Raw genomic sequence first — 26595 nt, 5'->3', positions numbered from 1 at the left:
CAAGTCTCAGATCCGTGTCACATCCGACTCTGATCCGACTTCAGCCCTGAGATTCCGACACGAAATTTGAGACCCTACATGGAGGGTCAGGCTCAGGCCTGCATATCCACAAAGCGCGAATAGTGGCCCTGGAAGGCGACCGTGATCGTCGCCGTTGGACCGTTACGGTGCTTGCCCACGATGATGTCCGCCTCACCCGCGCGCGGAGACTCCTTCTCGTACGCGTCCTCGCGGTGCAGCAGGATCACCATGTCCGCGTCCTGCTCGATCGACCCGGATTCACGCAGGTCGGAGACCATGGGCTTCTTGTCCGTACGCTGCTCGGGGCCACGGTTCAGCTGCGACAGCGCGATGACCGGAAGCTCCAGCTCCTTGGCCAGAAGCTTCAGGTTCCGCGACATGTCGGAGACCTCCTGCTGTCGGCTCTCGGCCCGCTTGGAACCGCCCGACTGCATCAGCTGCAGATAGTCGATGACCACTAGTTTCAGGTCGCTGCGCTGCTTGAGTCGACGGCACTTGGCGCGGATTTCCATCATCGACAGGTTCGGTGAGTCGTCGATGTAGAGGGGAGCGGCCGAAACATCCGGCATCCGGCGCGCGAGCCGGGTCCAGTCCTCGTCGGTCATCGTGCCCGAACGCATGTGATGCAGAGCCACACGCGCTTCCGCGGACAGCAGACGCATCGCGATCTCGTTACGGCCCATTTCGAGCGAGAAGATCACACTCGGCATGTTGTGCTTGATCGAGCAGGTCCGCGCGAAGTCCAGCGCCAGCGTGGACTTACCCATGGCAGGACGCGCCGCGATGATGATCATCTGACCCGGGTGCAGACCATTTGTGAGCTGGTCGAGATCGGTGAAGCCGGTCGGCACACCGGTCATCTCCCCCGAGCGCGAACCGATCGCCTCGATCTCGTCGAGCGCACCTTCCATGATGTCGCCGAGCGGCAGATAGTCCTCCGTGGTGCGCTGCTCGGTGACCGCGTAGATCTCGGCCTGGGCGCTGTTGACGATCTCGTCGACGTCACCGTCGGCCGCGTACCCCATCTGCGTGATGCGCGTACCGGCCTCCACCAGGCGACGCAGCACAGCACGCTCATGAACGATCTCTGCGTAGTACTCGGCGTTCGCCGCCGTCGGGACCGTCTGAACGAGGCCGTGCAGATACGAAACGCCGCCGACCTTGGTGATCTCGCCGCGCTTGGTGAGCTCGGCGGCGATCGTGATCGGGTCGGCCGGCTCACCCTTCGCGTAGAGGTCGAGGATCGCGCTGTAGATGGTTTCGTGCGCCGGTCGGTAGAAGTCGTGTCCCTTGAGCAACTCGACGACATCGGCAATGGCGTCCTTGGACAGCAGCATGCCGCCGAGGACGGACTGCTCGGCGTCCAGATCCTGCGGCGGCACACGCTCGAAGGACGAACCTCCGCCGTCCCAGACCCCGTTGTCCCGACCACGATCGTGTTGCTCGTCGCGACCTCTGCCACCTTCACGCCGACGGGAGGCGGGCAGACGATCACTGGGACCGCTGTCGGCCCACGGGTCGTCCAAGGGCTCGGAAATACTCACCGAGCCACCTCCTCCCGTCCGCCGAGCGGACCTAGCCGTGCCTCATCTTTCTACGGCACGGCACTGACAAATGAGAGGCCCAACTCCGGTTCTCATGCGTCGGTTTTGCGAGGTTTCCGAGGTCGGAAGAGGAGCAGGGCGCCGGACCACGTTAGGCCTGCGGGCACCGTCAGCCAATCTGGTTATCCACAGGCCATGTGGACGACCGCCCTGATGCTGTGGAGAACCTCGCAAAACCTGTGCACGACTCGGTGGACAGGCCTGTGAACAAACCCGCGCCCCGATTTCCACATCCGCTCTGACCTGCACATATCCCGTCCACCGGCTGTGTAGAAGAAAAACTTCCACAGTAGAACCAAGATCGTTACGAACACCTCGCAACGACACTTTCCCTGGAAGGAGAAGTAAGGCCCACACAGTCATTGCGCCACTTACCTGTGGAAGATTAGATTGATGTGCATGACACAGGCTTCCGCGGCACCCAAGGCCGCCCGGCGTCGGCACGACCGAGAGATCGTCGCGCTGGCCGTTCCGGCCTTCGGCGCACTCGTTGTCGAGCCTCTCTTCCTCATGGCTGACAGCGCCATCGTCGGCCATCTCGGCACTCCGCAACTCGCCGGTCTCGGTGTCGCCTCTGCCCTCCTCACCACAGCCGTCAGCATCTTCGTATTCCTGGCGTATGCCACCACAGCTGCCGTCGCGCGCCGCGTCGGCGCGGGCGATCTGCAGGCCGCGATCCGTCAGGGCATGGACGGCATCTGGCTCGCGCTCCTGCTGGGGGCAGCCATCATCGCCGTCGTCGTACCGACGGCCCCCGCCCTGGTGGAACTCTTCGGCGCCTCGGACACCGCCACTCCCTACGCCACCACGTATCTGCGGATCTCAGCGCTCGGCATCCCCGCGATGCTCGTTGTTCTCGCCGCCTCCGGAGTCCTCCGCGGACTGCAGGACACAAAGACACCGCTGTACGTCGCCATCGCGGGCTTCATCGCCAATGGAGCCCTCAACGTCAGCCTCGTCTACGGCGCTGACCTCGGCATCGCCGGCTCCGCCTGGGGCACCGTCATCGCCCAGTGCGGTATGGCCGCGGTGTATCTCGCCGTCGTCGTCCGTGGAGCACGAAAGCACGGCGCGCCGCTGCGGCCGGACGCCGCCGGGATACGCGCCTGCGCCCAGGCCGGAGCGCCTCTGCTGATACGTACGCTCTCGCTGCGGGCCATCCTGGTAATCGCCACCGGCGTGGCGGCCCGGCTCGGTGACGCGGACATCGCCGCACACCAGATCATCCTGGGACTGTGGAATCTACTTGCCTTCGCCCTGGACGCGATCGCCATCGCCGGTCAGGCGATCATCGGCCGGCACCTAGGCGCGGGTGACGCCCAACGCGCCCGTGAGGCCTGTCGGCGCATGGTGGAGTGGGGCATCGCGGTCGGCGTCGTACTCGGTGTGCTGGTGATCGTCACCCGGCCGCTCTTCGTCCCGCTCTTCACCAGTGACTCGATGGTCAAGGACGCGGCACTGCCCGCTCTCATCGTGGTGGCCATCTCTCAGCCGGTCTGCGGCATCGTCTACGTACTCGACGGCGTCCTGATGGGTGCCGGAGACGGCCCTTACTTGGCACGGGCGATGCTCGTGACGCTCGCCATCTTCACGCCCGCCGCCCTACTCGTACCTGTTCTCGGCGGCGGCCTGACGGCGCTGTGGGGAGCAATGACCCTGATGATGGCTATGCGAATGCTGACCCTGTGGCTGCGCTCCCGCTCGGGTCGCTGGATCGTCACAGGTGCCACGCGCTGAGCAACGCCGATCCTGCACCGAGTGAGGCCCACCGCAACCAAGCTCGCTTGTTTCACGTGAAACGGCGGACCAACTCGGGGCGATGCACACGGTTTCACGTGAAACATGCCCTACATGCGTCCTCGCCGCCAAGACGTCGGCCGCCAAGAGATCCGGCCGTCAGGCGAGGGGGCAAGCATGTGGGGCCGCGCCCCGAAAGGCACGGCCCCACACTGCACTGCTTCAGCGAGCGCGGCGCTTAGGCAGCGACGACCTCGATGTTGACCTTGGCAGCAACCTCGGGGTGCAGACGCACGGACGTCTCATGGGCGCCCAGCGTCTTGATCGGCGCACCCAGCTCAATGCGGCGCTTGTCGACCTCGGGGCCACCGGAAGCCTTGATCGCCGAGGCGATGTCGGCCGGGGTGACAGAACCGAAGAGCCGACCGGCGTCGCCCGAGCGGACGGCCAGGCGAACCTTGACGCCCTCGAGACGGGCCTTGATCTCGTTGGCCTGCTCGATGGTCTGGATCTCATGGATCTTGCGAGCACGACGGATCTGCTCGACGTCCTTCTCGCCGCCCTTGGTCCAGCGGATCGCGAAGTTCCGCGGGATCAGGTAGTTGCGGGCGTAACCGTCCTTGACGTCGACGACGTCGCCCGCGGCGCCGAGGCCGGAGACCTCGTGGGTGAGGATGATCTTCATGTGTCGGTCACCCTTCCCTTATCGCGCGGTGGAGGTGTAGGGCAGCAGCGCCATCTCACGGCTGTTCTTGACGGCCGTGGCGACGTCACGCTGGTGCTGCGTGCAGTTGCCGGTCACGCGGCGGGCACGGATCTTGCCACGGTCGGAAATGAACTTCCGCAGCATGTTCGTGTCCTTGTAGTCCACGTACGTGACCTTGTCCTTGCAGAAAGCGCAGACCTTCTTCTTCGGCTTGCGCACAGGCGGCTTCGCCATGGTGTATCTCCTGTGTGATCAAGAAGTGTGGGTGCGAACCCGCCCTCAGAAGGGGGGCTCGTCCGAGTAGCCGCCGCCGGAGCCGGAGCCGCCGGAGCTTCCGCCCCAGCCGCCACCGCCGCCGCCCTGCTGGCCGCCGCCGGCCGGCGCACCGGTCGCCCAGGGATCGTCGGCGGGAGCGCCGCCGCCCTGCTGCTGACCGCCACCGGGACCTGAGCCCCAGCCGCCGCCCTGCTGGCCGCCGCCACCGCCGCCGCCGTAAGCACCCTGGCCGCCTCGGCCGGTGGTCTTGGTGACCTTGGCCGTGGCGCTACGCAGGCTCGCGCCGACCTCGTCGACGTCGAGTTCGTAGACCGTGCGCTTGACGCCCTCACGGTCCTCGTAGGACCGCTGCTTCAGCCGGCCCTGCACGATGACGCGCATGCCTCGCTGGAGCGACTCGGCGACGTTCTCCGCCGCCTGACGCCAGACCGAGCACGTCAGGAACAGGCTCTCGCCGTCCTTCCATTCATTGGTCTGACGGTCGAAGGTGCGGGGAGTGGACGCGACACGGAACTTCGCGACCGCCGCACCGGAAGGGGTGAAGCGCAGCTCGGGGTCGTCGACAAGATTGCCGACGACCGTGATGACGGTCTCGCCTGCCATTGGGGGAACCTCTCGGCGGGTTTGCTGCTGGCTGCTTGTGCTGCTACTCGATGCCCGAGATCAACTGAGCGGGAGAGCTCAGTGCATCTCGGGGCGAAGGACCTTGGTCCGGAGGACCGACTCGTTCAGGTTCATCTGGCGGTCGAGCTCCTTGACGACCGCAGGCTCGGCCTGCAGGTCGATGACCGAGTAGATGCCCTCGGGCTTCTTCTTGATCTCGTACGCGAGACGACGACGGCCCCAGGTGTCGACCTTCTCCACCTTTCCGTTGCCCTCACGGACAACGGAGAGGAAGTTCTCGATCAGCGGGGAGACAGCGCGCTCCTCGAGATCGGGGTCGAGGATGACCATCACCTCGTAGTGACGCATGTGAACCCACCTCCTTTGGACTCGGCGGCCACGGTCGTTCCGTGGCAGGAGGGTTGTGATGCGTACGCAACGGTATCGGCCACCACTGACAATCGGACCCGCCACCCAGTGAACTGAGTGGGAGTCGCGTCATGGCCTGGACAGACACCGGTGCAGACGGTACAGACTACCCGGACTCCGGCTTCCGGTTGAAATCCGGGGGTGGAGGCCGCCAATCTGTACACATCGGGTGTGCATGGCGCTACGATGCGCCGCTTTCCGCAGGAGGTGCCCTATGGCACAGACATTGCGACCCAACATCGCCGGATCCCTGTTCGCGACCGATCACAAGCCCCACCCGCTCCAGGTCACACTGCTCGCCGTGACACTGGTGCTCGGGGCGGCATCCATCATCACGGCGATGTTCCACCACCTGCATCTGATCAGCTCCTGGACAGGGCTGGTGGGGATCATCACGGGAGCGGCCGGACAGTTCGTCTCCGAGACGACCCGGCAGCGCTTCGGTCTGATTCTGGGTCTCGGTGCGGCGGGTGTCGGCTTCATGCTCGGCATGGCGCACGGCGGTCTTTTCGGCGGGGTCATCGGCTGAGCGATTCCCCGACGGACGGGGGCGTCGGGGAACGGCCTTCCCACTCCCGGCTCAAGGGCCCAGCACTCCTTCTGCGCCTCCCTGTCGGGTATGGCACGGATCGAGGTTCCGTAGGGCCAGACGAGGCGCTCGCAGGGCGCAGTAGGCTTCGGCGCGAGAGCCGGAGCCCCTGTACCCATGGGGACACACCAGCCCGAGGAGCGCCCCGTATGAGCCTGACCCTGAGGACTATCAGTCGAGAGCAGCATCTGGCATACATCCAGAGCCTGCCCGCGGCGAGCCACATGCAGGTCCCGGCCTGGGCAGATGTCAAGGCGGAGTGGCGCGCCGAGAATCTCGGCTGGTTCGACGACAGGACAGGCGAAATGGTCGGGGCGGGCCTCGTGCTGTACCGGCAGCTGCCCAAGATCAAGCGCTACCTCGCCTATCTGCCCGAAGGCCCGGTCATCAACTGGTTCGCGCCAAATCTGACCGAGTGGCTGGATCCGATGCTCGCCCATCTCAAGCAGCAGGGCGCCTTCTCCGTAAAGATGGGCCCACCGGTCATCATCCGGCGCTGGGAGGCTGCTTCGATCAAGAAGGGCATCCAGGATCCGGACGTGAAGCGGCTGCGCGACATCGAAGCCGATTTCATCGAGCCGCGCGCTTTCGAGGTCGCCGACCGGCTGCGTCGCATGGGCTGGCAGCAGGGCGAGGACGGCGGGGCCGGCTTCGGCGACGTACAACCCCGCTATGTCTTTCAAGTACCGCTCGCCAACCGGTCGTTGGAGGACGTACACAAGGGCTTCAACCAGTTGTGGCGGCGCAACATCAAGAAGGCCGAGAAGGCGGGCGTCGAGGTCGTCCAGGGCGGCTACCAGGACCTCGAGGAGTGGCAGCGCCTCTACGAGATCACAGCCGTACGCGACCACTTCCGGCCCCGCCCACTCTCGTACTTCCAGCGCATGTGGACGGCCCTCAACAACGAGGACCCCAACCGCATGCGGCTCTATTTCGCCCGGCACAACGGTGTGAATCTGTCCGCCGCGACGATGCTGGTCGTGGGCGGGCATGTCTGGTACTCGTACGGTGCCTCGGACAATATCGGGCGTGAGGTCCGGCCCTCGAACGCGATGCAGTGGCGCATGCTGCGCGACGCCTACGCGCTCGGTGCCACGGTCTATGACCTGCGGGGCATCTCCGACTCGCTGGACGAGACCGACCACCTCTTCGGCCTCATCCAGTTCAAGGTGGGCACGGGCGGGCAAGCCGCCGAATACCTCGGCGAGTGGGACTTCCCGCTCAACAAGCTGCTCCACAAGGCGCTCGACATCTACATGTCCCGCCGCTGACGCATCAGAATTTGCCTTCATACCTCTGATACACCGCAGCCACGAGAAAGGTTCCAGGTCCGGCCATGGCGCTCACGCTCTACGTCGACACCGCACGCTGGCGGGCGCACCACAAGCAGGTGTCCGAGCAGTTCCCCGGACTCGTCCCTGTGTGCAAGGGCAATGGCTACGGCTTCGGCCATGAGCGGCTGGCGGACGAGGCCACTCGGCTGGGCTCGGGCATCCTGGCCGTCGGCACGACGTACGAGGCCGCCCGGATCAAGGACTGGTTCGGCGGAGACCTGCTGGTGCTGACGCCGTTCCGGCGGGGCGAGGAGCCCGTGCCGCTGCCTGATCGCGTGATCCGCTCCGTGTCGTCGACCGACGGGGTCTACGGCCTCGTGGGCGCCCGCGTCGTCATCGAGGTCATGTCCTCGATGAAGCGGCACGGTGTGAGCGAGCACGACCTGCCTCAGCTCCACGCCGCCATAGAGAACGTGCGGCTGGAGGGCTTCGCGATCCACCTGCCGCTGGACCGCACCGACGGCTCCGACGCCGTCGAGGAGGTCATCGGCTGGATGGACCGGCTGCGCGCGGCCCGGCTGCCGCTGCACACCATGTTCGTCAGCCATCTGCAGGCCGAGGAACTCGCCCGTCTGCAGCAGCAGTTCCCGCAGACGCGTTTCCGCGCCCGCATCGGTACACGGCTGTGGCTTGGGGACCACGAGGCGACGGAGTACCGCGGAGCCGTCCTGGACGTCACCCCCGTCGCCAAGGGCGACCGCTTCGGCTACCGCCAGCAGAAGGCCGCCTCTGACGGCTGGCTGGTGGTCGTGGCGGGCGGTACCTCGCACGGTGTGGGCCTGGAGGCGCCGAAGGCCCTGCACGGCGTCATGCCGCGCGCCAAGGGCGTCGCCCGGGCCGGCCTCGCCACGGTCAACCGGAACCTCTCGCCGTTCGTCTGGGGCGGCAAGCAGCGCTGGTTCGCGGAGCCTCCGCACATGCAGGTCTCGATCCTTTTCGTACCTTCAGACGCCCCGGAACCGAAGGTCGGCGAGGAACTGGTGGCCCATCTGCGGCACACCACCACGCAGTTCGACCGGATCGTCGAGCGCTGACCGCCCGAATCTCAGCGAAGAGGCCGTACACGGACTCCGCGTACGGCCTTTTGTGTAGCTTCCCTACGTCCTGTTCGCTCAGGGCGAACCGCCGCCCGCCGACGGCCCCCGGCTGCCCCACTCCACATGCGGCCCGCCGAAGTGCGCCGCATGCTGCGGCGGATGGGCCGCGGCTCCCAGCACGAAGGCGTCCTCCGCGCCATCGAGTACCCCGCCCGACGGATCGTCGCCTCCGGACCGGCGTACCACGTCCCGTTCCGGCACGAGAATGTCGCGTACGACGACGGCACACAGGTAGAGCGTCCCCAACAGGTGGACGAGGATGACGACGTGATAGCCGTCGGTCGGCAGTCCCTTGTGAGCGTCGCCACTGGTCGTGTACGCGAGGTACATCCAGATCCCGAGGAAATACGCGACCTCGCACGCCTGCCAGATCAGGAAGTCCCGCCACTTGGGGCGGGCCAGCGCGGCGAGGGGGACCAGCCACAGCACGTACTGCGGTGAATAGACCTTGTTGGTGAGGATGAACGCCGCGACGACCAGAAAGGCGAGTTGGGCGAAGCGCGGCCTGCGCGGGGCGGTCAGTGCGAGTCCAGCTACCCCCAGGCAGGAGAGCAGCATCAGCACCATGGCGAGTGTGTTGACAGTGTCGGTGGTGGGCGGGCTGTCCATGCGATGAGACAGGACAAGCCAGAACGAACCGAAGTCGACGCCGCGCTCCTGGCTGAATGTGTAGAACTTCGACCAGCCCTCTCGGGCGAGCAGCATCACCGGGAGGTTCACGACCAGCCAGGCGCCCGCTGCACCGCGCAGCGCGGTGCCGAACTCCCGCCATCTGCCAGCACGCCAGCACAGCACGAGAAGCGGCCCGAGGAGCAGGAAGGGATAAAGCTTGGCGGCCGTGGCAAGGCCCAGAAGGACGCCGAAGGCGAACGGGCGGCTCCGCGCCCACATCAGCATCGCGGCGGCCGTCAGGGCGACGGCCAGCAGGTCCCAGTTGACGGTGGCGGTGAGCGCGAAGGCGGGTGCGAGGGCGACCAGCAGACCGTCCCAGGGCCGCCGGCGGTGGGTGCGGGTCACACAAACGGCGATGACCGCGGCGCACACCATCAGCATCCCGGCGTTGACCATCCAATAGACGTTTGCCTGGTCCTGGATGCTGCCGCTGCCCGGTGTCAGCCAGGAGGCGACCTCCATGAACACGCCGGTCAGCACCGGGTATTCGAGGTACTCCATATCGCCGCTGAGTTTGTCGAAGTACGGCACGAGCCCCTCGGCGAAGCCGCGGCCCTGGTAGAGATGCGGGATGTCTGAGTAGCACGCGTGCGTGTACTGCGAGCTGGCCCCGAAGAACCAGGCGCCGTCGTAGCACGGCAGCTTCTGCACCATGCCGAGGGCGAACATGCCGATCGCGACGAGCGCGATGACACGTACAGGGGTCCACCAGGACGTCCCGAGCAGCGCGCGGCGCCCGATGGGGCCACCGATCAGCTCGCTGCCGGTTGCGGCGACCGCGTCCTCTTTGGTCGGCCGTACCGGCTCCGGCTCATGCGAGCTCGCGCGCTTCGTCTCTGCACTGGGCATGCCGACCATCCTGCCGTACGTAGCTGAGAGTGTGCTGGGGCCAGTCGCCGTGTCCGTGGCTGGTCGCCTGGCTGACGGCCTTCGGCCCTTTGTATGACAAGGGCCGCCGCACCCTGATCGGTGCGGCGGCCCGTGTTTCACGTGAAACAGCGTGTTTCACGTGAAACACATACAGTGACGGCTATCCGGTGCCTCCTCCGAAGAGGCCGCCGTTGTCGTTACCGCCGTTGTTGCCGGGGGGATCGGACTCCGTCGGCGAAGCGCTCACGCCTCCGTCGACCCCGCCGTTATTACCACCACCGTTGCCCTCTCCACCGGTGTTGTTGCACTCGAAGTCGAAGGGGTCGCAGGTGTTGCTCGGCGAGGGCGAAGGACTCGTCGTCGGCTCACTAGGCGTCGGGGTCGGCGTCGGGGTCTCGTCCTCGGGCTCGGGCTCGGGGAGCGAGGGCGTCGGGGTCGGGGTCGGAATGTCGTTGACGACCTCACCGATGGGTTCGGGCGTCGGGAACTCCTCCGCAGGCTTGCCCTTGAGCGCGTCGTCCATGTAGTCGTGCCAGATCTCGGCCGGGAACGAGGCGCCGTGGATCTTCTTCTGGCCACCCGTCCCGAACATCTCCAGGAACTCACGCTTCTTGCTGTTCTCGTTGTCATCCATGCGGTACATGGAGACCGCGGTCGAGAGCTGCGGGGTGTAGCCGACGAACCAGGCGGACTTGTTGCCGTCGGTGGTACCGGTCTTGCCCGCCACCTCGCGGTCGTCGAGCTTGGCCGCGGTGCCGGTGCCGTCGTCCACAACGGTCTTCAGCACGTCGGTGACGTTGTCGGCGACCTGGGAGGTGAAAGCCGTTTTGGTCTTGGCGACGTCCGCGTGCCTGAATACCGTTCCGTCCTTGTTTTCGATCTCCTTGACCGAGTACGGATCGTTCTGCTTGCCGCTGGCCGCGAAGGTGGCGTACGCGCCTGCCATACGGATCGCGCTGGGGTCGGATGTGCCGAGCGAGAAGGACGGGTAGTTCGCGCTGGCCAGACTGCCCTCCAGAACGCCTGCGTTGAGCGCTGACTCCTTGACCTTGTCCAGGCCTACGTCCATGCCGAGCTGCACGTAGGCGGAGTTCGCCGAGACCCTCATCGCCTCGCGGAGGTCGATCCGGTAGCTCGGGGCGTTGTAGGACTCATCACCGTCGTTCCTCTGGAGCCACACCTTGCCCTTGTTGTCCTGCCAGACGCTGCCGTCGTAGTCCTCGATCTTGAGCTTGTTCTTGCCGCTGTAGAAGCTCTTGGGGGAGACCTTGGTCCGCTCGTCCTGTGCCTGGTCCGGCCCGAGGTCGGGGTTCCGCTTGCCCCACTGCATGGCGGACGCCAGCACGAACGGCTTGAACGTCGAACCGACCTGGGCGCCGGTCTGGTCGGCATTGTTGGTGAAGTGCTTCGTCGCGTCCTCGCCACCGTAGATGGCCTTGATGGCGCCGTCCTTCGGGTCCACGGAGGCTCCGCCGAACTGGACGTGCGTATCTGTCTTGGGTCGCTCGCCCGGCTTGATGTTCTCCTTCTGGACCTTCTTCACCGCGTCTTCGAGCTGGTTGACCATCTTCTTGTCGAAGGTCGTGTGGATCTCGTAGCCGCCTCGCTGGAGGTCGTCGGCGGTGATCCCGGTGTCCTTGCTGTTGTTGACGATGTACGCCTTGGCGAGGTCGACGAGGTAGCCGGTCTGGCCGCTCAGCTGGGCATTCGACCGCGGGTTCTCGGTCTTGGGGAGCTTCTTGTACTTCTCTCGCTCCGATGCCGACAGGTGACCGTACTCGACCATTTTGTCGAGTGTGTCCTGCATCTGCCTCCGGGCCCGCTTCTTGTTTTCATCGGGCGTGGCGGCCGGGTCGATGGAGGTCGAACCCGCTGGGTCATAGTAGGTGGCGCCCTTGAGCGTCGCCGACAGGAAGGCGCATTCGCCCGGGTTCAGCTTGACGGCATCCTTGTTGAAGTAAGCGCGTGCCGCTGCCTGAATTCCGTAGGCGCCGCGACCGTAGTAGCCGGTGTTCAGGTAGCCCTCGAGGATCTTGTCCTTGGGTTCGGTGGCACCCACCTTCACAGAGACGAAGATCTCTTTGAACTTCCGCGAGATCGTCTGCGACTGATCAGCCAGCATCGCGTTCTTGACGTACTGCTGGGTGATCGTGGAACCGCCCTGCGTCTCGCCGCCCCGGGCCATGTTGAGTACGGCGCGGGTGATGCCCTTCGGGTCGATGCCGCTGTCGCCGTAGAAGGTCTTGTTCTCCTGGGAGATGACGGCGTTCTGCATCGCTTTGGGAATCTGGGAAAGGTTGATGATCTGGCGGTTCGTCTCCCCACCCGTGGCGACCATCTCGGTGCCGTCAGACCAGTAGTAGACGTTGTTCTGCGCTGTCGCGGCCTCGGCGACGTTCGGAACGCTCACCATGGCGTACGCGATGCCCGCAATGGCCACGAGGCTGCCGAAGAAGCCGATGCACAGCCCAGAGACAAGCCTCCAAGAGGGCACCCAACGGTGCCACCCGTACTTGCCCGCGCGCGGATAGTCGATGAGGCGCTTCCTGGGCGGCTCGGCGCCGCGGCCCCTGCCACGCCCGGGCCCGTTCGGCCCGCCGGGACCGCCGGGACCGCCTCGGTGGCCGCCACCACCGTAGCCGCCACGTCCCGCGCCGTCGGCCGCTCTGCGCCGGCCGCCGCTGCTGGTACTTCTCTGGGCAGCCCTCCGGGCCTCTGCACGGCCACCGTACGGCCGTTCCTCACCGCCGGATCCATAGGAGGCGGAAGGAGACCCGGTGGCGCCTCGCGGTGCCGCGCGGCGGCCGGAGGACGAGCCGGTAAGGCCGCGTCGGGCTGCGGCACGTCCGCCGCCTTGCGGCTGCGGCGGTTTGCGACGGTGCTCGCTCATCGAACGGTTACTCCTCGGGCAGGCGCACCTTTGCGCGCCTGGAAACGGCGGCTGGTTTCCCGGTCCCCCCGAAGTACGGATGTGGTCGTTCTGTCATTCACCCGTACTGCACCGAGGACGAGGACGTCCCCAAACGTCACTTGGTTCCCGGTGATGTGCATGGCGCACAGACTACGCACCGGCAAAACCCACCGAGGGCCGAGGTTCACCCCAAAACAGGCAACCTGTGTCCCACGAACCGGTGATGTGACGCCGTTCACCATGCCCCCTCTTGTCGCATACGGATGGCCGTTCTATCGTGCTGATGTATCGAGTCGATACATCAGCTCGGCATAACGACCGTCACGGCAAGACTGCTGCAGAGAGGAGGCGACGATGAGCCGGCGTTCCGGGATCCTCGAGTTCGCCGTACTCGGCCTGCTCCGCGAGTCCCCGATGCACGGCTATGAGCTGCGTAAACGGCTCAATACCTCACTGGGCGTGTTCCGAGCCTTCAGCTACGGGACGCTCTACCCCTGCCTCAAGACGCTGGTCGCCAACGGCTGGTTGATCGAGGAATCGGGAGGTGCCCGCGATGAAGCACCTGCCGCTCCACTCGCGGGGCGCCGCGCCAAGATCGTCTATCGGTTGACGGCGGAAGGTAAGGAGCACTTCGAGGAACTGCTCTCGCAGACGGGTCCCGACGCGTACGAGGACGAGCACTTCGCCGCTCGTTTCGCCTTCTTCGGGCAGACGTCGCGGGATGTACGTATGCGGGTCCTCGAAGGCCGCCGCAGTCGTCTCGAGGAGCGCCTGGAGAAGATGCGCGCCTCCCTGGCGCGCACCCGGGAGCGCCTCGACGACTACACCCTTGAGCTCCAGCGACACGGGATGGAGTCCGTGGAGCGCGAAGTGCGCTGGCTGAACGAGCTCATCGAGAGCGAGCGGGCCGGACGGGACCAGCGGCGTCCCGCCGCGGACGGCTCCGCTCAGCAGGACAGCACATCTGGAGAGTCGGGCGGCCTGCCCCGGCACGGGGACACCTCCTGGCCGGATCCGTCCGACGACACCGACACGTGAAGTCCGCTCAGGGCTTCACCGAGTACACACAGGGAGCAACCGGAATGGGTTCGGTTCGCGTAGCCATCGTCGGCGTGGGCAACTGCGCCGCCTCGCTGGTCCAGGGCGTCGAGTACTACAAGGACGCCGACCCGGCCGCCAAGGTCCCGGGTCTGATGCACGTCCAGTTCGGCGACTACCACGTCAGTGACATCGAGTTCGTGGCTGCCTTCGACGTCGACTCCAAAAAGGTCGGCCTCGACCTCGCGGACGCCATCGGTGCCAGCGAGAACAACACCATCAAGATCTGCGACGTCCCGAACTCCGGTGTGCCCGTGCAGCGCGGCCACACCCTGGACGGGCTCGGCAGGTACTACCGCGAGACCATCGAGGAGTCCGCCGAGGCCCCGGTCGACGTCGTCCAGGTCCTCAAGGACAAGGAGGTCGACGTCCTCGTCTGCTACCTGCCGGTGGGGTCCGAGGATGCTGCGAAGTTCTACGCCCAGTGCGCCATCGACGCCAAGGTCGCCTTCGTCAACGCCCTTCCGGTCTTCATCGCGGGCACCAAGGAGTGGGCGGACAAGTTCACCGAGGCCGGTGTCCCGATCGTCGGTGACGACATCAAGTCGCAGGTCGGCGCCACGATCACGCACCGCGTGATGGCAAGGCTGTTCGAGGACCGGGGTGTGATCCTGGACCGCACGATGCAGCTGAACGTCGGCGGCAACATGGACTTCAAGAACATGCTCGAGCGTGACCGCCTGGAGTCGAAGAAGATCTCAAAGACCCAGGCCGTCACCTCCCAGATCCGCGACCGCGACATGGGTGCGGACAACGTTCACATCGGCCCGTCCGACTACGTGGCCTGGCTGGACGACCGCAAGTGGGCGTACGTCCGTCTCGAGGGCCGCGCCTTCGGTGACGTCCCGCTGAACCTGGAGTACAAGCTCGAGGTCTGGGACTCCCCGAACTCCGCGGGTGTCATCATCGACGCCCTGCGCGCCGCGAAGATCGCCAAGGACCGCGGCATCGGCGGCCCGATCCTCTCGGCATCGAGCTACTTCATGAAGTCCCCGCCGGTCCAGTACTACGACGACGAGGCCCGCGAGAACGTCGAGAAGTTCATCAGCGGCGAGGTCGAGCGCTAAGCGCTTGATCCATGAGCTGTTGAGGGTCCCCGGGGCGTGCGCCCGGGGACCTTTCCCATATGTGAGGCTGTGCGGATGGCTGTCGTACGTGACCTGCGCGTACTCCTGCGCTTCCGGAACTTCCGGCGCCTGCTCGCCGTACGGCTGCTGTCCCAGGGGGCCGACGGCGTCTACCAGGTCGCGCTTGCCACGTACGTCGTCTTCTCGCCGGAGCGGCAGACCTCGCCGGCCGCGATCGCGTCGGCGATGGCGGTGCTCCTCCTCCCGTATTCGCTCGTCGGCCCCTTCGCGGGGGTTCTGCTGGACCGCTGGCGACGCCGCCAGGTCTTTCTGTACGGGAACCTTCTACGGGCGCTGCTGGCCTCCCTGACGGCCGTGCTGATCCTGAGCACCGTCCCGGACTGGCTCTTCTACGCCTCCGCGCTGAGCGTCACCGCGGTCAACCGCTTCGTCCTGGCGGGTCTGTCCGCCGCCCTGCCGCGTGTCGTCGACTCCGAGCGCTTGGTGATGGCCAACTCCCTGTCGCCCACGGCCGGGACGCTCGCCGCGACCGCGGGCGGCGGCATCGCCTTCGTCGTGCGTCTCGTCATCTCGGACTCCGACGCCGCGGTCGTCCTCGTCGGAGCGGCGCTCTATCTGTGCGCGGCGCTCGCCTCGCTGCGCATGACGCGGGAACTGCTGGGTCCCGACCAGGAGTTGGTGCAGCCACATTTGAAGGCAGCCCTTGCGGGTACGGCACGTGGCCTGGCAGCCGGCGTGCGCCATCTGGCCGAGCCCGCACGCCGCGAGGCAGCCTGGGCGTTGACCGCGATGACGCTGATGCGGTTCTGTTTCGGCGCACTGACGGTCATGGTGCTGATGCTCTGCCGGTACGCCTGGTCGTCCGGCTCCGGGGAGGACGGTCTCGCTCTGCTGGGGCTGGCCGTGGGGATCTCCGGGGCGGGCTTCTTCGTGGCGGCGGTGGTGACTCCGACGGCGGCCGGGAGGCTCGGGCCGGGAGGTTGGATCGTCGTCTGCGCAGGATCGGCCGCGATTCTGGAACCCGCGCTGGGTCTGCCATTCACCCAAGTACCCGTACTGGTCTCGGCCTTCGTTCTCGGCCTCACCACCCAGGGCGCGAAGATCGCCACCGACACCGTGGTCCAGTCGTCCGTCGACGACGGCTTCCGCGGCCGGATCTTCTCCGTGTACGACGTGCTGTTCAATGTCGCCTTCGTCGGCGCCGCCGGAGTGGCCGCCCTGATGCTGCCCCCTGACGGCCGCTCAGTCCCGCTGGTGGTCACGGTGGCCGTTGTTTACGCGGCAGTTGCTGCGTCTATGGCCCGCTTTGAGCGGCGTCGAGTGTCACATCAGTGACACAGAGCTTCTTTAGGCCACTGAGTTGTCAGTGGGGCCGATAGCTTACGTGGGTCTTATTTCGCGCTTCGCGCTCCCAACGTTTTCAGGGGGACCCACTAGTGACCACTCCGCCGCCCCAAGGCCAGAACCCCTACGCTCAGGGGCAGCCGCCTCAGAGCCAGAATCCCTACGGGCAGCCCCAGGGTGGGAACCCGTACGGCCAGCAGCAGCCACAGCCTGTGAGCCCTCAGCGATCCCCCTACTTCAACCAGGGTGCGCCAGTTCCCACTCCGGCCGCTCCGGCACGTGCGGGCTTCAAGAAGTACCTGCGGTTCATCATCCCTGTGGCTGTCCTGTCCATTGCCGCTGGCACCTATTTCTTCGGTGGCGACGACGCTACGAAGCTCCAGGCCGGCGACTGCCTACGGAACACGGGCTCCGACTCCAACGCCTCGGTCGAGAAGCTCGACTGCAGTGACTCAAAGGCCACCCACAAGGTCCTAGAGAAGAAGAACGGCTCTAGCCTGTCGCAGTTTGCTTGCCAATCCGTCGAGGGCACCACCGCTGCCCTCTCTTGGAAGGAAGGCTCCGACTCCTTCGTTCTCTGCCTGGCGGACAACAAGTAAGACTCGGATGCGTTGAGGGGCGGTGTTTCACGTGAAACACCGCCCCTCAACGCATCCGAATCCGCTCGTTCCGCGTCATGTTTCCCGTGAAATGGCGGCCCTCGTCCTGGGCCCCGAGCCCAAGGCGCAAAGATCGCCACGGACACCATGGTCCAGTCGGTCAGTCGACAACGGCTTCCGTGGCCGGATTTTCTCGGTGTACGACGTGATGTTCAACGTCGCCTTCGTCAGCGCCGCCGGAGTGGCCGCCCTGATGCTGCCTTCTCGGCTGGTCGACTCCTCCCATGGTGCTCTTTCACGTGGAACACCGCCAGGAGCATCGAGTCGTCGCGCTCATCCGAGGTGCGGCGCCGTTTCGCGCGCACCCCACTTCCCCCACCGCTAGCGAGAGTCACCCACGGCTCTGAAGAACCTCAACTCTCTTGCGCCCAACGGCCCTCAACGAAGAGGATCACGATACGTGGAGATGACCGATCCACGACAACCAGAAGCACGACCACCCAAGAACACGGGGAACACTCATGAAGAGTCGCACCGCCCAAGGGCTGGCCGCAGCCTCGCTACTGCCGTCATCCTCGCGGGCTCTGCAACACAGGTGTCAGCCGCCGAGCCCGCACAGAACGACCCCGCCACCAGTCCGGCCGCATACGTCGACTACCTCCGCCACTCCCACGAAAAAGGAGCAGCTGAGACCCTCAATGCATTTCAGGAGCTGAAGCCGAGCGAGCAGAGCCGGTTCATCGCTTACCTCCGCGACCCTGCCCTGTTCACGGCTTTCCTGGAGCAGACCGCAGACCGGAACGCCGGCGTGACCGCCTTCTCCGAGAACGCCCGTCGCTCAACCTCGCTGCGAGACGGCGATGTCACCTTCGAGTCCGAGCGCACCGTAAGCGGGCTCGCTGCAAGCAGGCCGCTGCGCCGCGGGAATCACACCGCGACTCACACCAACAAGCTCAAGCTCTTCGGGATCAACGTCGTTCAATTCAAGCTGTGGGTGAACTTCTACAGCAACGGGCGAGACATCACCAGAGTGAACGATGCCGATGGCAGCAAGAGGAATCTCAGCGGCGTCATTCGCATCTCCAAGGGCATCCCGAAGAAGTCGCTGAGTGACTGGCAGTGGTGCCCGGTGGGCGGCAGCTGCAGTCGCGGCCACAACGCCAACGCCTCGATCGTCTGGGAAGGGGAGATAGGCGTCGCCGGGGTGGGAGAGGTGCAGATCGACAAGAGGCAGACGATGAAGACCACCGTCCACGGCAAGACCACCGGCTCCCTCAAGAACGCATAGGCAGAGCGGGACGCACCGGGCCCTCCCCTCTCAGTGACAGGAACGGCGTCATGTTTCACGTGAAACATGACGCCGTTCTACGCGTCCAGGGCACGGTGGGTCACACCCGGCACGTCACGTCCGCGGCTTCTCCGTCCACCACTTCTTAAGCGCATTGACTGCGGCTTCCTCACCCATCGGCCCGTTCTCCAGGCGCAGCTCCAGCAGGAACTTGTACGCCTGGCCGATGGCTGGGCCAGGTCCGACACCGAGGACCTCCATGATCTGATTGCCGTCGAGGTCGGGCCGGATGGCGTCCAGTTCCTCCTGCTCCTGGAGTTGGGCGATGCGCTCCTCCAGACCGTCGTACGCACGGGAGAGCGCGGCGGCCTTGCGCTTGTTGCGCGTGGTGCAGTCGGAGCGGGTCAGCTTGTGGAGGCGGTCGAGGAGCGGGCCCGCGTCCCGTACGTAGCGGCGGACCGCGGAGTCCGTCCACTCACCGGTGCCGTAGCCGTGGAAGCGCAGGTGCAACTCGACCAGTCGCGAGACGTCCTTCACAAGATCGTTGGAGTACTTGAGGGCCGTCATGCGCTTCTTGGTCATCTTGGCGCCCACCACCTCGTGATGGTGGAAGGAGACCCGGCCGTCCTTCTCGAAGCGGCGCGTGCGCGGCTTGCCGATGTCGTGCAGCAGCGCGGCGAGGCGGAGGGTGAGGTCGGGACCGTTCTCCTCCAACTCCATCGCCTGCTCGAGCACGATCAGCGAGTGATCGTAGACATCCTTGTGCCGGTGGTGTTCGTCACGCTCCAGACGCAGCGCGGGCAACTCGGGCAGTACATGCGCGGCGAGTCCGGTGTCGACGAGCAGCGTCAGCCCCTTGCGCGGGTACGCGGAAAGGATCAGCTTGTTCAGCTCGTCCCGGACACGCTCGGCGGAGACGATCTCGATGCGCTCGGCCATGGCCTTCATCGCGGCGACGACGTCCGATGCCACCTCGAAGTCGAGCTGCGCGGCGAAGCGGGCGGCCCGCATCATCCGCAGTGGATCGTCGGAGAAGGACGCCTCGGGAGTGCCCGGGGTACGCAGCACGCGCTGCGCCAGGTCCCGCAGCCCGTCGTGCGGGTCGATGAACTCCTTCTCCGGCAGCGCTACGGCCATCGCGTTGACCGTGAAATCGCGGCGTACGAGGTCTTCCTCGATCGAGTCGCCGTACGACACCTCGGGCTTGCGTGAGGTCCGGTCGTACGCCTCCGAACGGTACGTCGTCACCTCGATGTCGAAGCGCTGAACTGCGTCCCCGACCCGGGCCTCCTTCTGCGCCGCGACCGTCCCGAAGGCGATCCCGACCTCCCACACGGCGTCCGCCCAGGGCCGCACGATCTTCAGTACGTCCTCGGGACGGGCGTCAGTCGTGAAGTCCAGGTCGTTTCCGAGCCTGCCCAGAAGGGCGTCCCGGACGGAGCCGCCGACCAGGGCGAGGGAGAATCCGGCCTCCTGGAAACGGCGGGCGAGATCGTCGGCGACGGGGGACACCCGCAGCAGTTCGCTCACCGCGCGGTGCTGCACCTGGCTCAGGGCATTGGGAATGTCTTCGTTGGCGTTCGGCACAACAGAAAAGGGTACGTGGCACGGGCGACGGCGAGCGCCCCCATTACGCGTGCACAGGTGCTTCCCCGTACCTGGTGGGGCGCCTCCCGCAATACGTGCACATAGGCGACAGCCCGGCCTGGCCCCCGTTCTTGTGGGGCGGACCGCGGCACTTCCCCTCAGCGCGCATCGTTACCATGCGTGGACGCACATTCCGACGACCACTGACGACGAGGGACGGGCGAGCGCGTGGCCGAGGCGGCAGACTTCCAGGGGACGAGTGCCTCACCTGCCCGCCGGTGGCTTCGGCGCACCGGAGTACTGCTTGCCGGAGCGCCTCTGCTGGCCGGCCTTCTCCAGCTGTCCGCCTCGCCCTCCGCGGATGCCGCCGAGCGAACCGCCGTGGCCGAGGCCACCGGCTCCAAGACGGTTGACGTCTCCCTGAACTCGCTCAGCCCCAGCGTCCCCACGGACGGGGACACTCTCACCGTCTCGGGCCGGATCACCAACAAGGGCAAGCAGTCGGTCACGGATGCCCAGGTCGGTCTGCGCGTAGGACCGACGATGAACGGCCGCTCGTCGATCGACACCGCCGCGAAGAACAACCCCGACGCGGGCGCCGAAGTCGGCGGCTCGTACGTACAGGATTTCGCCCAGCTGACGCCGAATGTCCCGCAGAGCTTCAGCATTTCCGTCCCCGTCGACGAGCTGGACCTCGGCGCCGATGGCGTCTACCAGCTCGGGGTCACGCTCACCGGGGAGACTGAAGCCCAGCCGTACGAGCGGATTCTCGGGATCGAGCGGACGTTCCTGCCGTGGCAGCCGGAAACGGCGGAGACCAAGACCAGGACGACGTACCTCTGGCCCCTGATCTCCACCCCCCATGTGACGGTCGAGACGGGTTCGAACGAGCAGCAGACACCCGTCTTCAAGGACGACGACCTGGCCGCGGAGCTCGCGCCCGGCGGCCGACTGCAGCAGCTCCTCACACTCGGCAAGGAGCTCGACGTCACGTGGGTGATCGATCCGGACCTCCTGGCCTCCGTGGACGCGATGACGCGCAGCTACGAGGTCCAGGAGGACGCCGTGGCGACCAGGCCGGGCACCCAACAGGCGGTCGCCAAGCAATGGCTCGCCGAGCTGGAGAAGGCAGTCCAGGGCAAGGAGGTCGTCGCTCTCCCCTTCGCCGACCCGGATCTGGCGTCGCTGGCCCACAAGGGCACCAAGGTCGCCGGGTCGCTCGGCCATCTCAAGGACGCCACGGAGGTGTCCGCCATCACGGTGGAGTCGATCCTCCACGTGACGCCGAGCACGGAGTACGCCTGGCCGACGAACGGCGCGATCGACGCGTCGATCGTCAAGGTCGCCACATCCGCCGGCGCCGACACGGTGATCTCCCGCAGCGACAGCCTGGAGGAAACCGGCGGCCTGTCGTACACGCCGAGTGCTGCCCGCCCCATCGGCGGCGGCACGACGGCGGTGGTCGCGGATGCCCGCCTGTCGACGGCGTTCCAGGGCGATATGGCGGTGGCCGGCAACTCCACGCTCGCCGTGCAGGAATTTCTCGCCCAGACCCTGATGATCACCCTTCAGCAGCCGGGGAAGCAGCGCAGCATCGTGGTCGCCCCGCAGCGCATGCCGTCCGCCAGCCAGGCCCAGACCATGGCGCAGGCACTCACGGCCCTCCAGAGCGGGAACTGGTCGCAGTCGGCGGATCTGTCCGCGGCCACCGAAGCCAAACCCGACCCCGGCGCCACCACGCGGGTCCCCTCGGCGTACCCCTCCTCGCTGCGCAAGCAGGAACTGCCGCTGGCAACCTTCGAGCGGATCGAGGAGACGCAGCGGAAGCTCAACAAATTCCGGGAGATCCTCACCGACGAGTCCCGCGTGGTCACCCCCTTCGGGCTGGCGCTCAACCGGGCGATGTCCACGTCCTGGCGCGGTCACGAAGCCGAAGAGGTCTTGTACCGCTATGGCGTGGATGCGTATATCAACGAACTCACCAGTCAGGTCTCGCTGATCGAGAAGTCCGAGGCGAAGCTGTCGGGACGCAGCGCCACGATTCCGATCACCGTGCAGAACAACCTTGTCCAGGGCGTCGACCATCTGGTGCTGCGCCTGAAGTCGGAGCAGCCGTCGCGCCTGAGCATCGGTGATCGTGCCTACTCGGAACAGCGGGTGGAGGTGTCGGGCGGGCACAGCCAGTCGGTGAAGTTCACCGCCAACGGCCGGGCCAACGGCCGGTACGCGGTGACCGCCCAGCTCTACACGGAGGATGGCCAGCCGTACGGCGACTCCATCACGTTCGACGTGAGCGTCACCGAGATCACCCCCACGGTGATGCTCGTCATCGCCGGCGGTGTCCTGCTGCTCGTACTCGCCGGATTCCGGATGTACACCCAGCGCAAGCGCACGGTTGCCCGGCAGGCCGATCGGAGGCTGGACGACGGGGCTGAGGACGACGCCGAGGATGGTCGTGAAGAGGCGTTCCACTCGGAGTCGGGGGCGGCGTCCGAAGAGGAATCGGGGTTGGCGTTGCCAGTGGAATCCAGGGCAGACGACCCGGAGCAGCCGAGTGACCCTTCACCGGACACCGCACCGGAAAGCACCGACCCGTCCGGCACGGGTGAGAGAGTGGACCGTTGAGCGATGTCGTGGCCGGTGGGCCCGGGGACGATGAGGTGGGGTAACCATGAACGCGCCGTACGACGGTGACCGCGGTCAGGGCGCGGGTGGCTCCGGCTACCCCGACGACCCGCCGCAGGGACCGCCGGAGCCCGGCCAGGTGCCGCCACAGCCTCCCGCCGACATGTACCTCCAGGACGCCTACGGACAGGATCCTTACGGGGTTCGGGATCTCGCCCCCCAGGACCCGGTCGGTGAGGCGCTGTACGACCGCGCCGCGCATCCCCCGCCACCGCCCGGCACATACCCGCCGCCGCAGCAGCTCTACGCCCAGCCGCCGCAGTCGCCGTACGCTCCCGATCCCCGTGTGTGGGCGCAGACCCCGGCGCCCGAACCGGAAGGTCTGACGCAGCATCTCCCCTACGGTGACGATGCCCGTACGACCCAGTTCGTGGGCGTGGACGACCTGGTGACACAGGCCGGCGAGGAACGCCACGAACCGGATGCCTTCGCGTATCTCTTCCGTGACCAGCAGCAGGGCGGCGCGTACCCCCCTGCGGGTCCGCCCGGTGTGCCTTCCCCACCTGGTGTGCCGTCCCCCACACCCGAGCCGGCTCCCGCGGCCCCTCAGTCTCCGCCGCCTGCGCCCGCATCGGCGCCCACGCCCGCGCCGAAGAAGTCCGGGGGCCGCGCGTCGAGTCTGCTGAAGTCGAGCGCGGTCATGGCGGCGGGCACGATGGTGTCCCGCCTCACGGGCTTCATCCGATCCGCGCTGATCGTCGCCGCGCTGGGCACTGCTCTCCTGGGCGACACCTTCCAGGTCGCCTACCAGCTGCCGACGATGATCTACATCCTGACGGTGGGAGGCGGCCTCAACTCCGTCTTCGTTCCGCAGCTGGTGCGCGCCATGAAGGACGACGACGACGGCGGTGAGGCCTACGCGAACCGTCTGCTGACCCTTGTCATGGTGGCGCTCGGCGCGCTGACCCTGCTCGCGATGTTCGCCGCACCGCTCCTGGTCCGCATGCTGTCGGTGCCGGTCGCCAGTGACGGCGCGGCCAACGAGGTCGCCATCACCTTCAGCCGGTACTTCCTGCCCACGATCTTCTTCATGGGCATCCACGTGGTGATGGGCCAGATCCTCAACGCCCGAGGCAGCTTCGGCGCGATGATGTGGACTCCGGTCCTCAACAACATCGTCATCATCGTGACGCTCGGCATGTTCATCTGGGTGTACGGCACTTCGGCGAACTCCGGGATGGAGGCCGGGAACATCCCGCCAGAGGGCCAGCGGCTGCTCGGTGTCGGCGTCCTGCTCGGCCTGGTCGTCCAGGCTCTCGCAATGATCCCGTACCTGCGCGAGACCGGGTTCCGGCTGCGGCTGCGTTTCGACTGGAAGGGCCACGGCCTCGGCAAGGCCGCGATGCTCGCCAAGTGGACGATCTTGTTCGTCCTCGCGAACCAGGCGGGTGCCGTCGTCGTCACCCAGCTGGCGACCGCGGCGGTCACGGAGACCGGGACCGGCGGTACCGGCTTCAGCGCCTACGCCAACGCCCAGCTCATCTGGGGCCTCCCGCAGGCCATCATCACCGTCTCGCTGATGGCGGCCCTGTTGCCGAGACTCTCGCGCTCGGCTGCTGAGCAGGATGCGGGCGCCGTCCGCGACGACATCTCCCAGGGCCTGCGCACCACGGCCGTCGCGATCGTGCCGATCGCCTTCGGCTTCGTCGCACTCGGCATTCCGATGTGCACCCTGATCTTCGGTTCCTCCGGGATCGACGCGGCCACGAAGATGGGCTACATGCTGATGGCTTTCGGGCTCGGCCTCATCCCGTACTCCGTGCAGTACGTCGTGCTGCGCGCCTTCTACGCGTACGAGGACACCCGGACTCCCTTCTACAACACGGTCATTGTGGCCTCCGTCAACGCGTGCGCCTCAGCACTTTGCTACATCCTTCTGCCACCCCTCTGGGCAGTGGCGGGCATGGCCGCCTCCTACGGCCTCGCGTACGCGATCGGCGTGGGCGTGGCCTGGCAGCGGCTGCGCAAACGGCTGGGCGGCGACCTGGACGGAGCTCGCGTCCTACGTACGTACGCCCGTCTCGGCATCGCCTCGGTACCGGCGGCGTTGCTGGCCGCCGCGGCCTGTTACGGAATCACCCAGGGGCTGGGGCAGGGTGTCCTCGGCTCCCTGGCAGCCCTCCTCGGCGGGGGCATCGCCCTGCTCGGCGTCTTCTTCGTCGCGGCCCGGCGTATGCGCATCGAGGAACTGAACGGAATGGTCGGCATGGTCCGCGGGCGCCTCGGGCGCTGAGGCGGGGTACGCGCACAACCATCGTCCGGGACCGCGTGTCGTGCATAGCGGCGGACTGTGGGCACAATTGGCTTTGGCGTCGGACAGCGGGCAATGGAGATGGGGAGGCAGGAACGACGGTGGCGGAACGGAGCACGGCTGCCGTCGACGTGGCAGACAACAGTGGTGATGAGCCGCTGACCGCCAAGGCGGACCAGTCCACGGCCGACGGGGTGGCCCAGAACCGGGAGCGGGACACGAAAAGCTCGGAGAGCGAAGAGGCACAGGGGAGCGGCGGGGACGAGAGCCCCGGCAGGACCTCACCGCCCGAGTTGCACAGCGGCCACAAACTCGCCAGACGCTACCGGCTCGAAGAGTGCGTCACCCGTCTGGACGGTTTCAGTAGCTGGCGTGCGGTGGACGAGAAGCTGCGTCGCGCCGTCGGCGTGCACCTGCTGCCCGCCGATCATCCGCGGGCGCGCTCCGTCCTGGCGGCGGCCCGTTCCGCTGCTCTCCTGGGCGATCCCCGCTTCGTCCAAGTGCTGGACGCGGTTGAGGAGAACGACCTGGTCTATGTGGTGCAGGAGTGGCTTCCTGACTCCACAGAGCTGACGACGCTTCTGGCCGCGGGCCCGCTGGACGTGCACGACACGTATCAGATGGTCAGTCAGGTCTCCCAGGCGATGGCGGCCGCGCACCGCGAAGGGCTGGCGCATCTGCGTCTGACCCCGAGCGCTGTGCTGCGCTCCTCGTCCGGCCAGTGGCGCATCCGCGGGCTCGCCGTGAATGCCGCGCTGCGCGGCATCAGCTCCGACACACCGCAGCGCACCGACACGGAAGGGATCGGCGCGCTCCTGTACGCCGCCCTCACCCAGCGCTGGCCGTATGAGAACGACGCGTACGGCCTCTCCGGGCTTCCGAAGGGCGTCGGGCTCATCGCGCCCGACCAGGTGCGCGCCGGGGTGCACCGCGGACTGGCGGAACTCTCGATGCGCGCGCTCGTCAACGATGGAGCGACGGCGTCCCGCCAGGAACCGCCGTGCACGACGCCGGAGGAGCTGGTGAAGGCGATCGGCGAAATGCCGCGCATCCGCCCACCCGAGCCCACGTTCACCAGGCCGCCGGACTACCAGCGCACCACGTACCAGCAAGGCTCCTACGGGCGTCAGACACCGGGGCCCGGCGCCACGCAGCCGGTGCCGACCCCGCCGCCTCCGTTGCAGAGCCGTACCGGCAAGGCCCTCAAGTGGTCCGTGTCCGCATTGCTCATCGCCGCGCTGGGCCTTGGCAGTTGGCAGCTGGCGGACGCCCTCATAGAGCGTGGGAAGCCGGACGACACCAACAAGACGCAGACGACGGACGACAACGACAAGGGCGCGAAGAAACCGGTCAGCAAGCCGATCGCCATCAAGGGTGCCCGCGCCTTCGACCCCTTCGGCGCCGACGGATCGGAGAATCCGGAGGACATAGAGAAGGCCTACGACAGCAGTCCAGGCACGTACTGGGAGACGAGCTTCTACACGAGCGCCGACTTCGGTCGACTGAAGTCGGGCGTGGGCATCATTCTCGACCTCGGTAAAGTCCAGCAGGTCGGGAAGGTGACCGTCTCCTTTGTGGGGGACACGTCCGTCGAGCTCCGAGCCGCCTCCGGCGAAGCGAGCGCGGAGCCCACGTCCTTCGATTCCTTCTCGAAGATCGCCGAAGGGTCCGGTACGACCGGAGTACTCAAGCCCGACGAGTCCGTCGAGACCCGCTATCTCTTGGTCTGGCTGACCGAACTGCCGCTGACCGACGACGGTAACTACCGTGGCCGGGTGGCGGACATCAAGGTGACCAGCTGAGGCT

The 26595-nt window shown here is 66.6% G+C and carries 20 protein-coding genes and 1 pseudogene; 13 read left to right on the top strand and 8 right to left on the bottom strand.

All coding sequences use genetic code 11. The features are described 5' to 3' along the window. Window positions 1–92: 92 nt before the first annotated feature. A complete protein-coding gene (gene dnaB, locus ABD357_RS32290) occupies window positions 93–1565 on the bottom strand; it encodes a replicative DNA helicase (protein ID WP_344394566.1) in 1473 nt (490 codons plus the stop codon). Between the two features lie 444 nt (window positions 1566–2009). Between dnaB and ABD357_RS32285 the strand changes: the two genes are divergently transcribed. Then, window positions 2010–3362 carry an MATE family efflux transporter gene (locus tag ABD357_RS32285; protein WP_344394701.1) on the top strand — a complete coding sequence of 451 codons (1353 nt, stop codon included), beginning with the start codon at window positions 2010–2012 and terminating at the stop codon, window positions 3360–3362. 238 nt (window positions 3363–3600) lie between these two features. Here ABD357_RS32285 and rplI read toward each other — a convergent pair whose 3' ends face one another. The 4 genes from rplI to rpsF form a co-directional block, all read right to left on the bottom strand. After that, the gene (gene rplI, locus ABD357_RS32280) at window positions 3601–4047 is read right to left on the bottom strand and encodes a 50S ribosomal protein L9 (RefSeq protein ID WP_165342781.1); all 447 of its coding nucleotides are present in this window, start codon (window positions 4045–4047) and stop codon (window positions 3601–3603) included. A gap of 18 nt (window positions 4048–4065) precedes the next feature. After that, complete coding sequence (rpsR, locus tag ABD357_RS32275) at window positions 4066–4302, bottom strand: 30S ribosomal protein S18 (RefSeq protein WP_003949403.1); 237 nt, start codon at window positions 4300–4302, stop codon at window positions 4066–4068. 45 nt (window positions 4303–4347) lie between these two features. Beyond that, the gene (locus tag ABD357_RS32270; RefSeq protein WP_344394564.1) at window positions 4348–4947 is read right to left on the bottom strand and encodes a single-stranded DNA-binding protein; all 600 of its coding nucleotides are present in this window, start codon (window positions 4945–4947) and stop codon (window positions 4348–4350) included. Window positions 4948–5025: 78 nt separating this feature from the next. Beyond that, window positions 5026–5316, bottom strand: coding sequence for a 30S ribosomal protein S6 (gene rpsF / locus ABD357_RS32265; RefSeq protein WP_033321285.1), 291 nt, complete (start codon window positions 5314–5316; stop codon window positions 5026–5028). Window positions 5317–5590: 274 nt separating this feature from the next. Between rpsF and ABD357_RS32260 the strand changes: the two genes are divergently transcribed. The 3 genes from ABD357_RS32260 (at window position 5591) to ABD357_RS32250 (ending at window position 8333) form a co-directional block, all read left to right on the top strand. Next, window positions 5591–5905: a hypothetical protein gene (locus ABD357_RS32260; protein ID WP_344394562.1), complete on the top strand. Its 315-nt coding sequence runs from the start codon at window positions 5591–5593 to the stop codon at window positions 5903–5905. Between the two features lie 209 nt (window positions 5906–6114). Beyond that, entirely contained in the window at window positions 6115–7236 is a 1122-nt protein-coding gene (femX, locus tag ABD357_RS32255; RefSeq protein ID WP_328770340.1) for a peptidoglycan bridge formation glycyltransferase FemX, read from the top strand. 65 nt (window positions 7237–7301) lie between these two features. Further along, window positions 7302–8333 (top strand): alanine racemase, encoded by a 1032-nt coding sequence (locus tag ABD357_RS32250; RefSeq protein ID WP_344394561.1) that lies wholly within the window; start codon window positions 7302–7304, stop codon window positions 8331–8333. Window positions 8334–8411: 78 nt separating this feature from the next. Here ABD357_RS32250 and ABD357_RS32245 read toward each other — a convergent pair whose 3' ends face one another. Together ABD357_RS32245 and ABD357_RS32240 are read right to left on the bottom strand one after the other, a co-directional pair. After that, a complete protein-coding gene (locus tag ABD357_RS32245) occupies window positions 8412–9926 on the bottom strand; it encodes a glycosyltransferase family 87 protein (RefSeq protein WP_344394560.1) in 1515 nt (504 codons plus the stop codon). A gap of 172 nt (window positions 9927–10098) precedes the next feature. Beyond that, window positions 10099–12828, bottom strand: coding sequence for a transglycosylase domain-containing protein (locus tag ABD357_RS32240; protein WP_344394559.1), 2730 nt, complete (start codon window positions 12826–12828; stop codon window positions 10099–10101). A 375-nt stretch (window positions 12829–13203) separates the two neighbouring features. Here ABD357_RS32240 and ABD357_RS32235 point away from each other — a divergent pair, with 375 nt between their 5' ends. The 6 genes and pseudogenes from ABD357_RS32235 (at window position 13204) to ABD357_RS32210 (ending at window position 18266) form a co-directional block, all read left to right on the top strand. Continuing rightward, window positions 13204–13887, top strand: coding sequence for a PadR family transcriptional regulator (locus ABD357_RS32235; RefSeq protein WP_344394558.1), 684 nt, complete (start codon window positions 13204–13206; stop codon window positions 13885–13887). A gap of 44 nt (window positions 13888–13931) precedes the next feature. Then, entirely contained in the window at window positions 13932–15014 is a 1083-nt protein-coding gene (locus ABD357_RS32230) for an inositol-3-phosphate synthase (protein ID WP_344394557.1), read from the top strand. A 75-nt stretch (window positions 15015–15089) separates the two neighbouring features. Next, window positions 15090–16370, top strand: coding sequence for an MFS transporter (locus ABD357_RS32225; RefSeq protein WP_344394556.1), 1281 nt, complete (start codon window positions 15090–15092; stop codon window positions 16368–16370). A gap of 221 nt (window positions 16371–16591) precedes the next feature. Next, window positions 16592–16978, top strand: coding sequence for an LppU/SCO3897 family protein (locus tag ABD357_RS32220; RefSeq protein WP_344394555.1), 387 nt, complete (start codon window positions 16592–16594; stop codon window positions 16976–16978). Between the two features lie 108 nt (window positions 16979–17086). Continuing rightward, window positions 17087–17240 (top strand): annotated as a pseudogene (locus tag ABD357_RS32215) (MFS transporter); the annotation flags it as partial. Between the two features lie 198 nt (window positions 17241–17438). Continuing rightward, complete coding sequence (locus ABD357_RS32210; protein WP_344394554.1) at window positions 17439–18266, top strand: hypothetical protein; 828 nt, start codon at window positions 17439–17441, stop codon at window positions 18264–18266. Between the two features lie 114 nt (window positions 18267–18380). On the opposite strand, the gene ABD357_RS32205 is transcribed toward ABD357_RS32210, so the two are convergent. Continuing rightward, entirely contained in the window at window positions 18381–19853 is a 1473-nt protein-coding gene (locus tag ABD357_RS32205) for a CCA tRNA nucleotidyltransferase (RefSeq protein ID WP_344394553.1), read from the bottom strand. Window positions 19854–20081: 228 nt separating this feature from the next. Between ABD357_RS32205 and ABD357_RS32200 the strand changes: the two genes are divergently transcribed. From ABD357_RS32200 to ABD357_RS32190, 3 genes are all read left to right on the top strand, one after another. Then, window positions 20082–22478 (top strand): DUF6049 family protein, encoded by a 2397-nt coding sequence (locus ABD357_RS32200; RefSeq protein ID WP_344394552.1) that lies wholly within the window; start codon window positions 20082–20084, stop codon window positions 22476–22478. 46 nt (window positions 22479–22524) lie between these two features. Continuing rightward, window positions 22525–24771 (top strand): murein biosynthesis integral membrane protein MurJ, encoded by a 2247-nt coding sequence (gene murJ / locus ABD357_RS32195; RefSeq protein ID WP_344394551.1) that lies wholly within the window; start codon window positions 22525–22527, stop codon window positions 24769–24771. Between the two features lie 119 nt (window positions 24772–24890). Beyond that, entirely contained in the window at window positions 24891–26591 is a 1701-nt protein-coding gene (locus ABD357_RS32190) for a protein kinase family protein (RefSeq protein ID WP_344394550.1), read from the top strand. The last annotated feature ends 4 nt before the right edge of the window (window positions 26592–26595 follow it).

This window comes from Streptomyces vastus, from assembly GCF_039532825.1.
Lineage (GTDB): Bacteria > Actinomycetota > Actinomycetes > Streptomycetales > Streptomycetaceae > Streptomyces > Streptomyces vastus.
The sequence above is the reverse complement of the archived record's forward strand: the minus strand, read 5'-3'. Positions and strand labels throughout refer to the sequence as shown.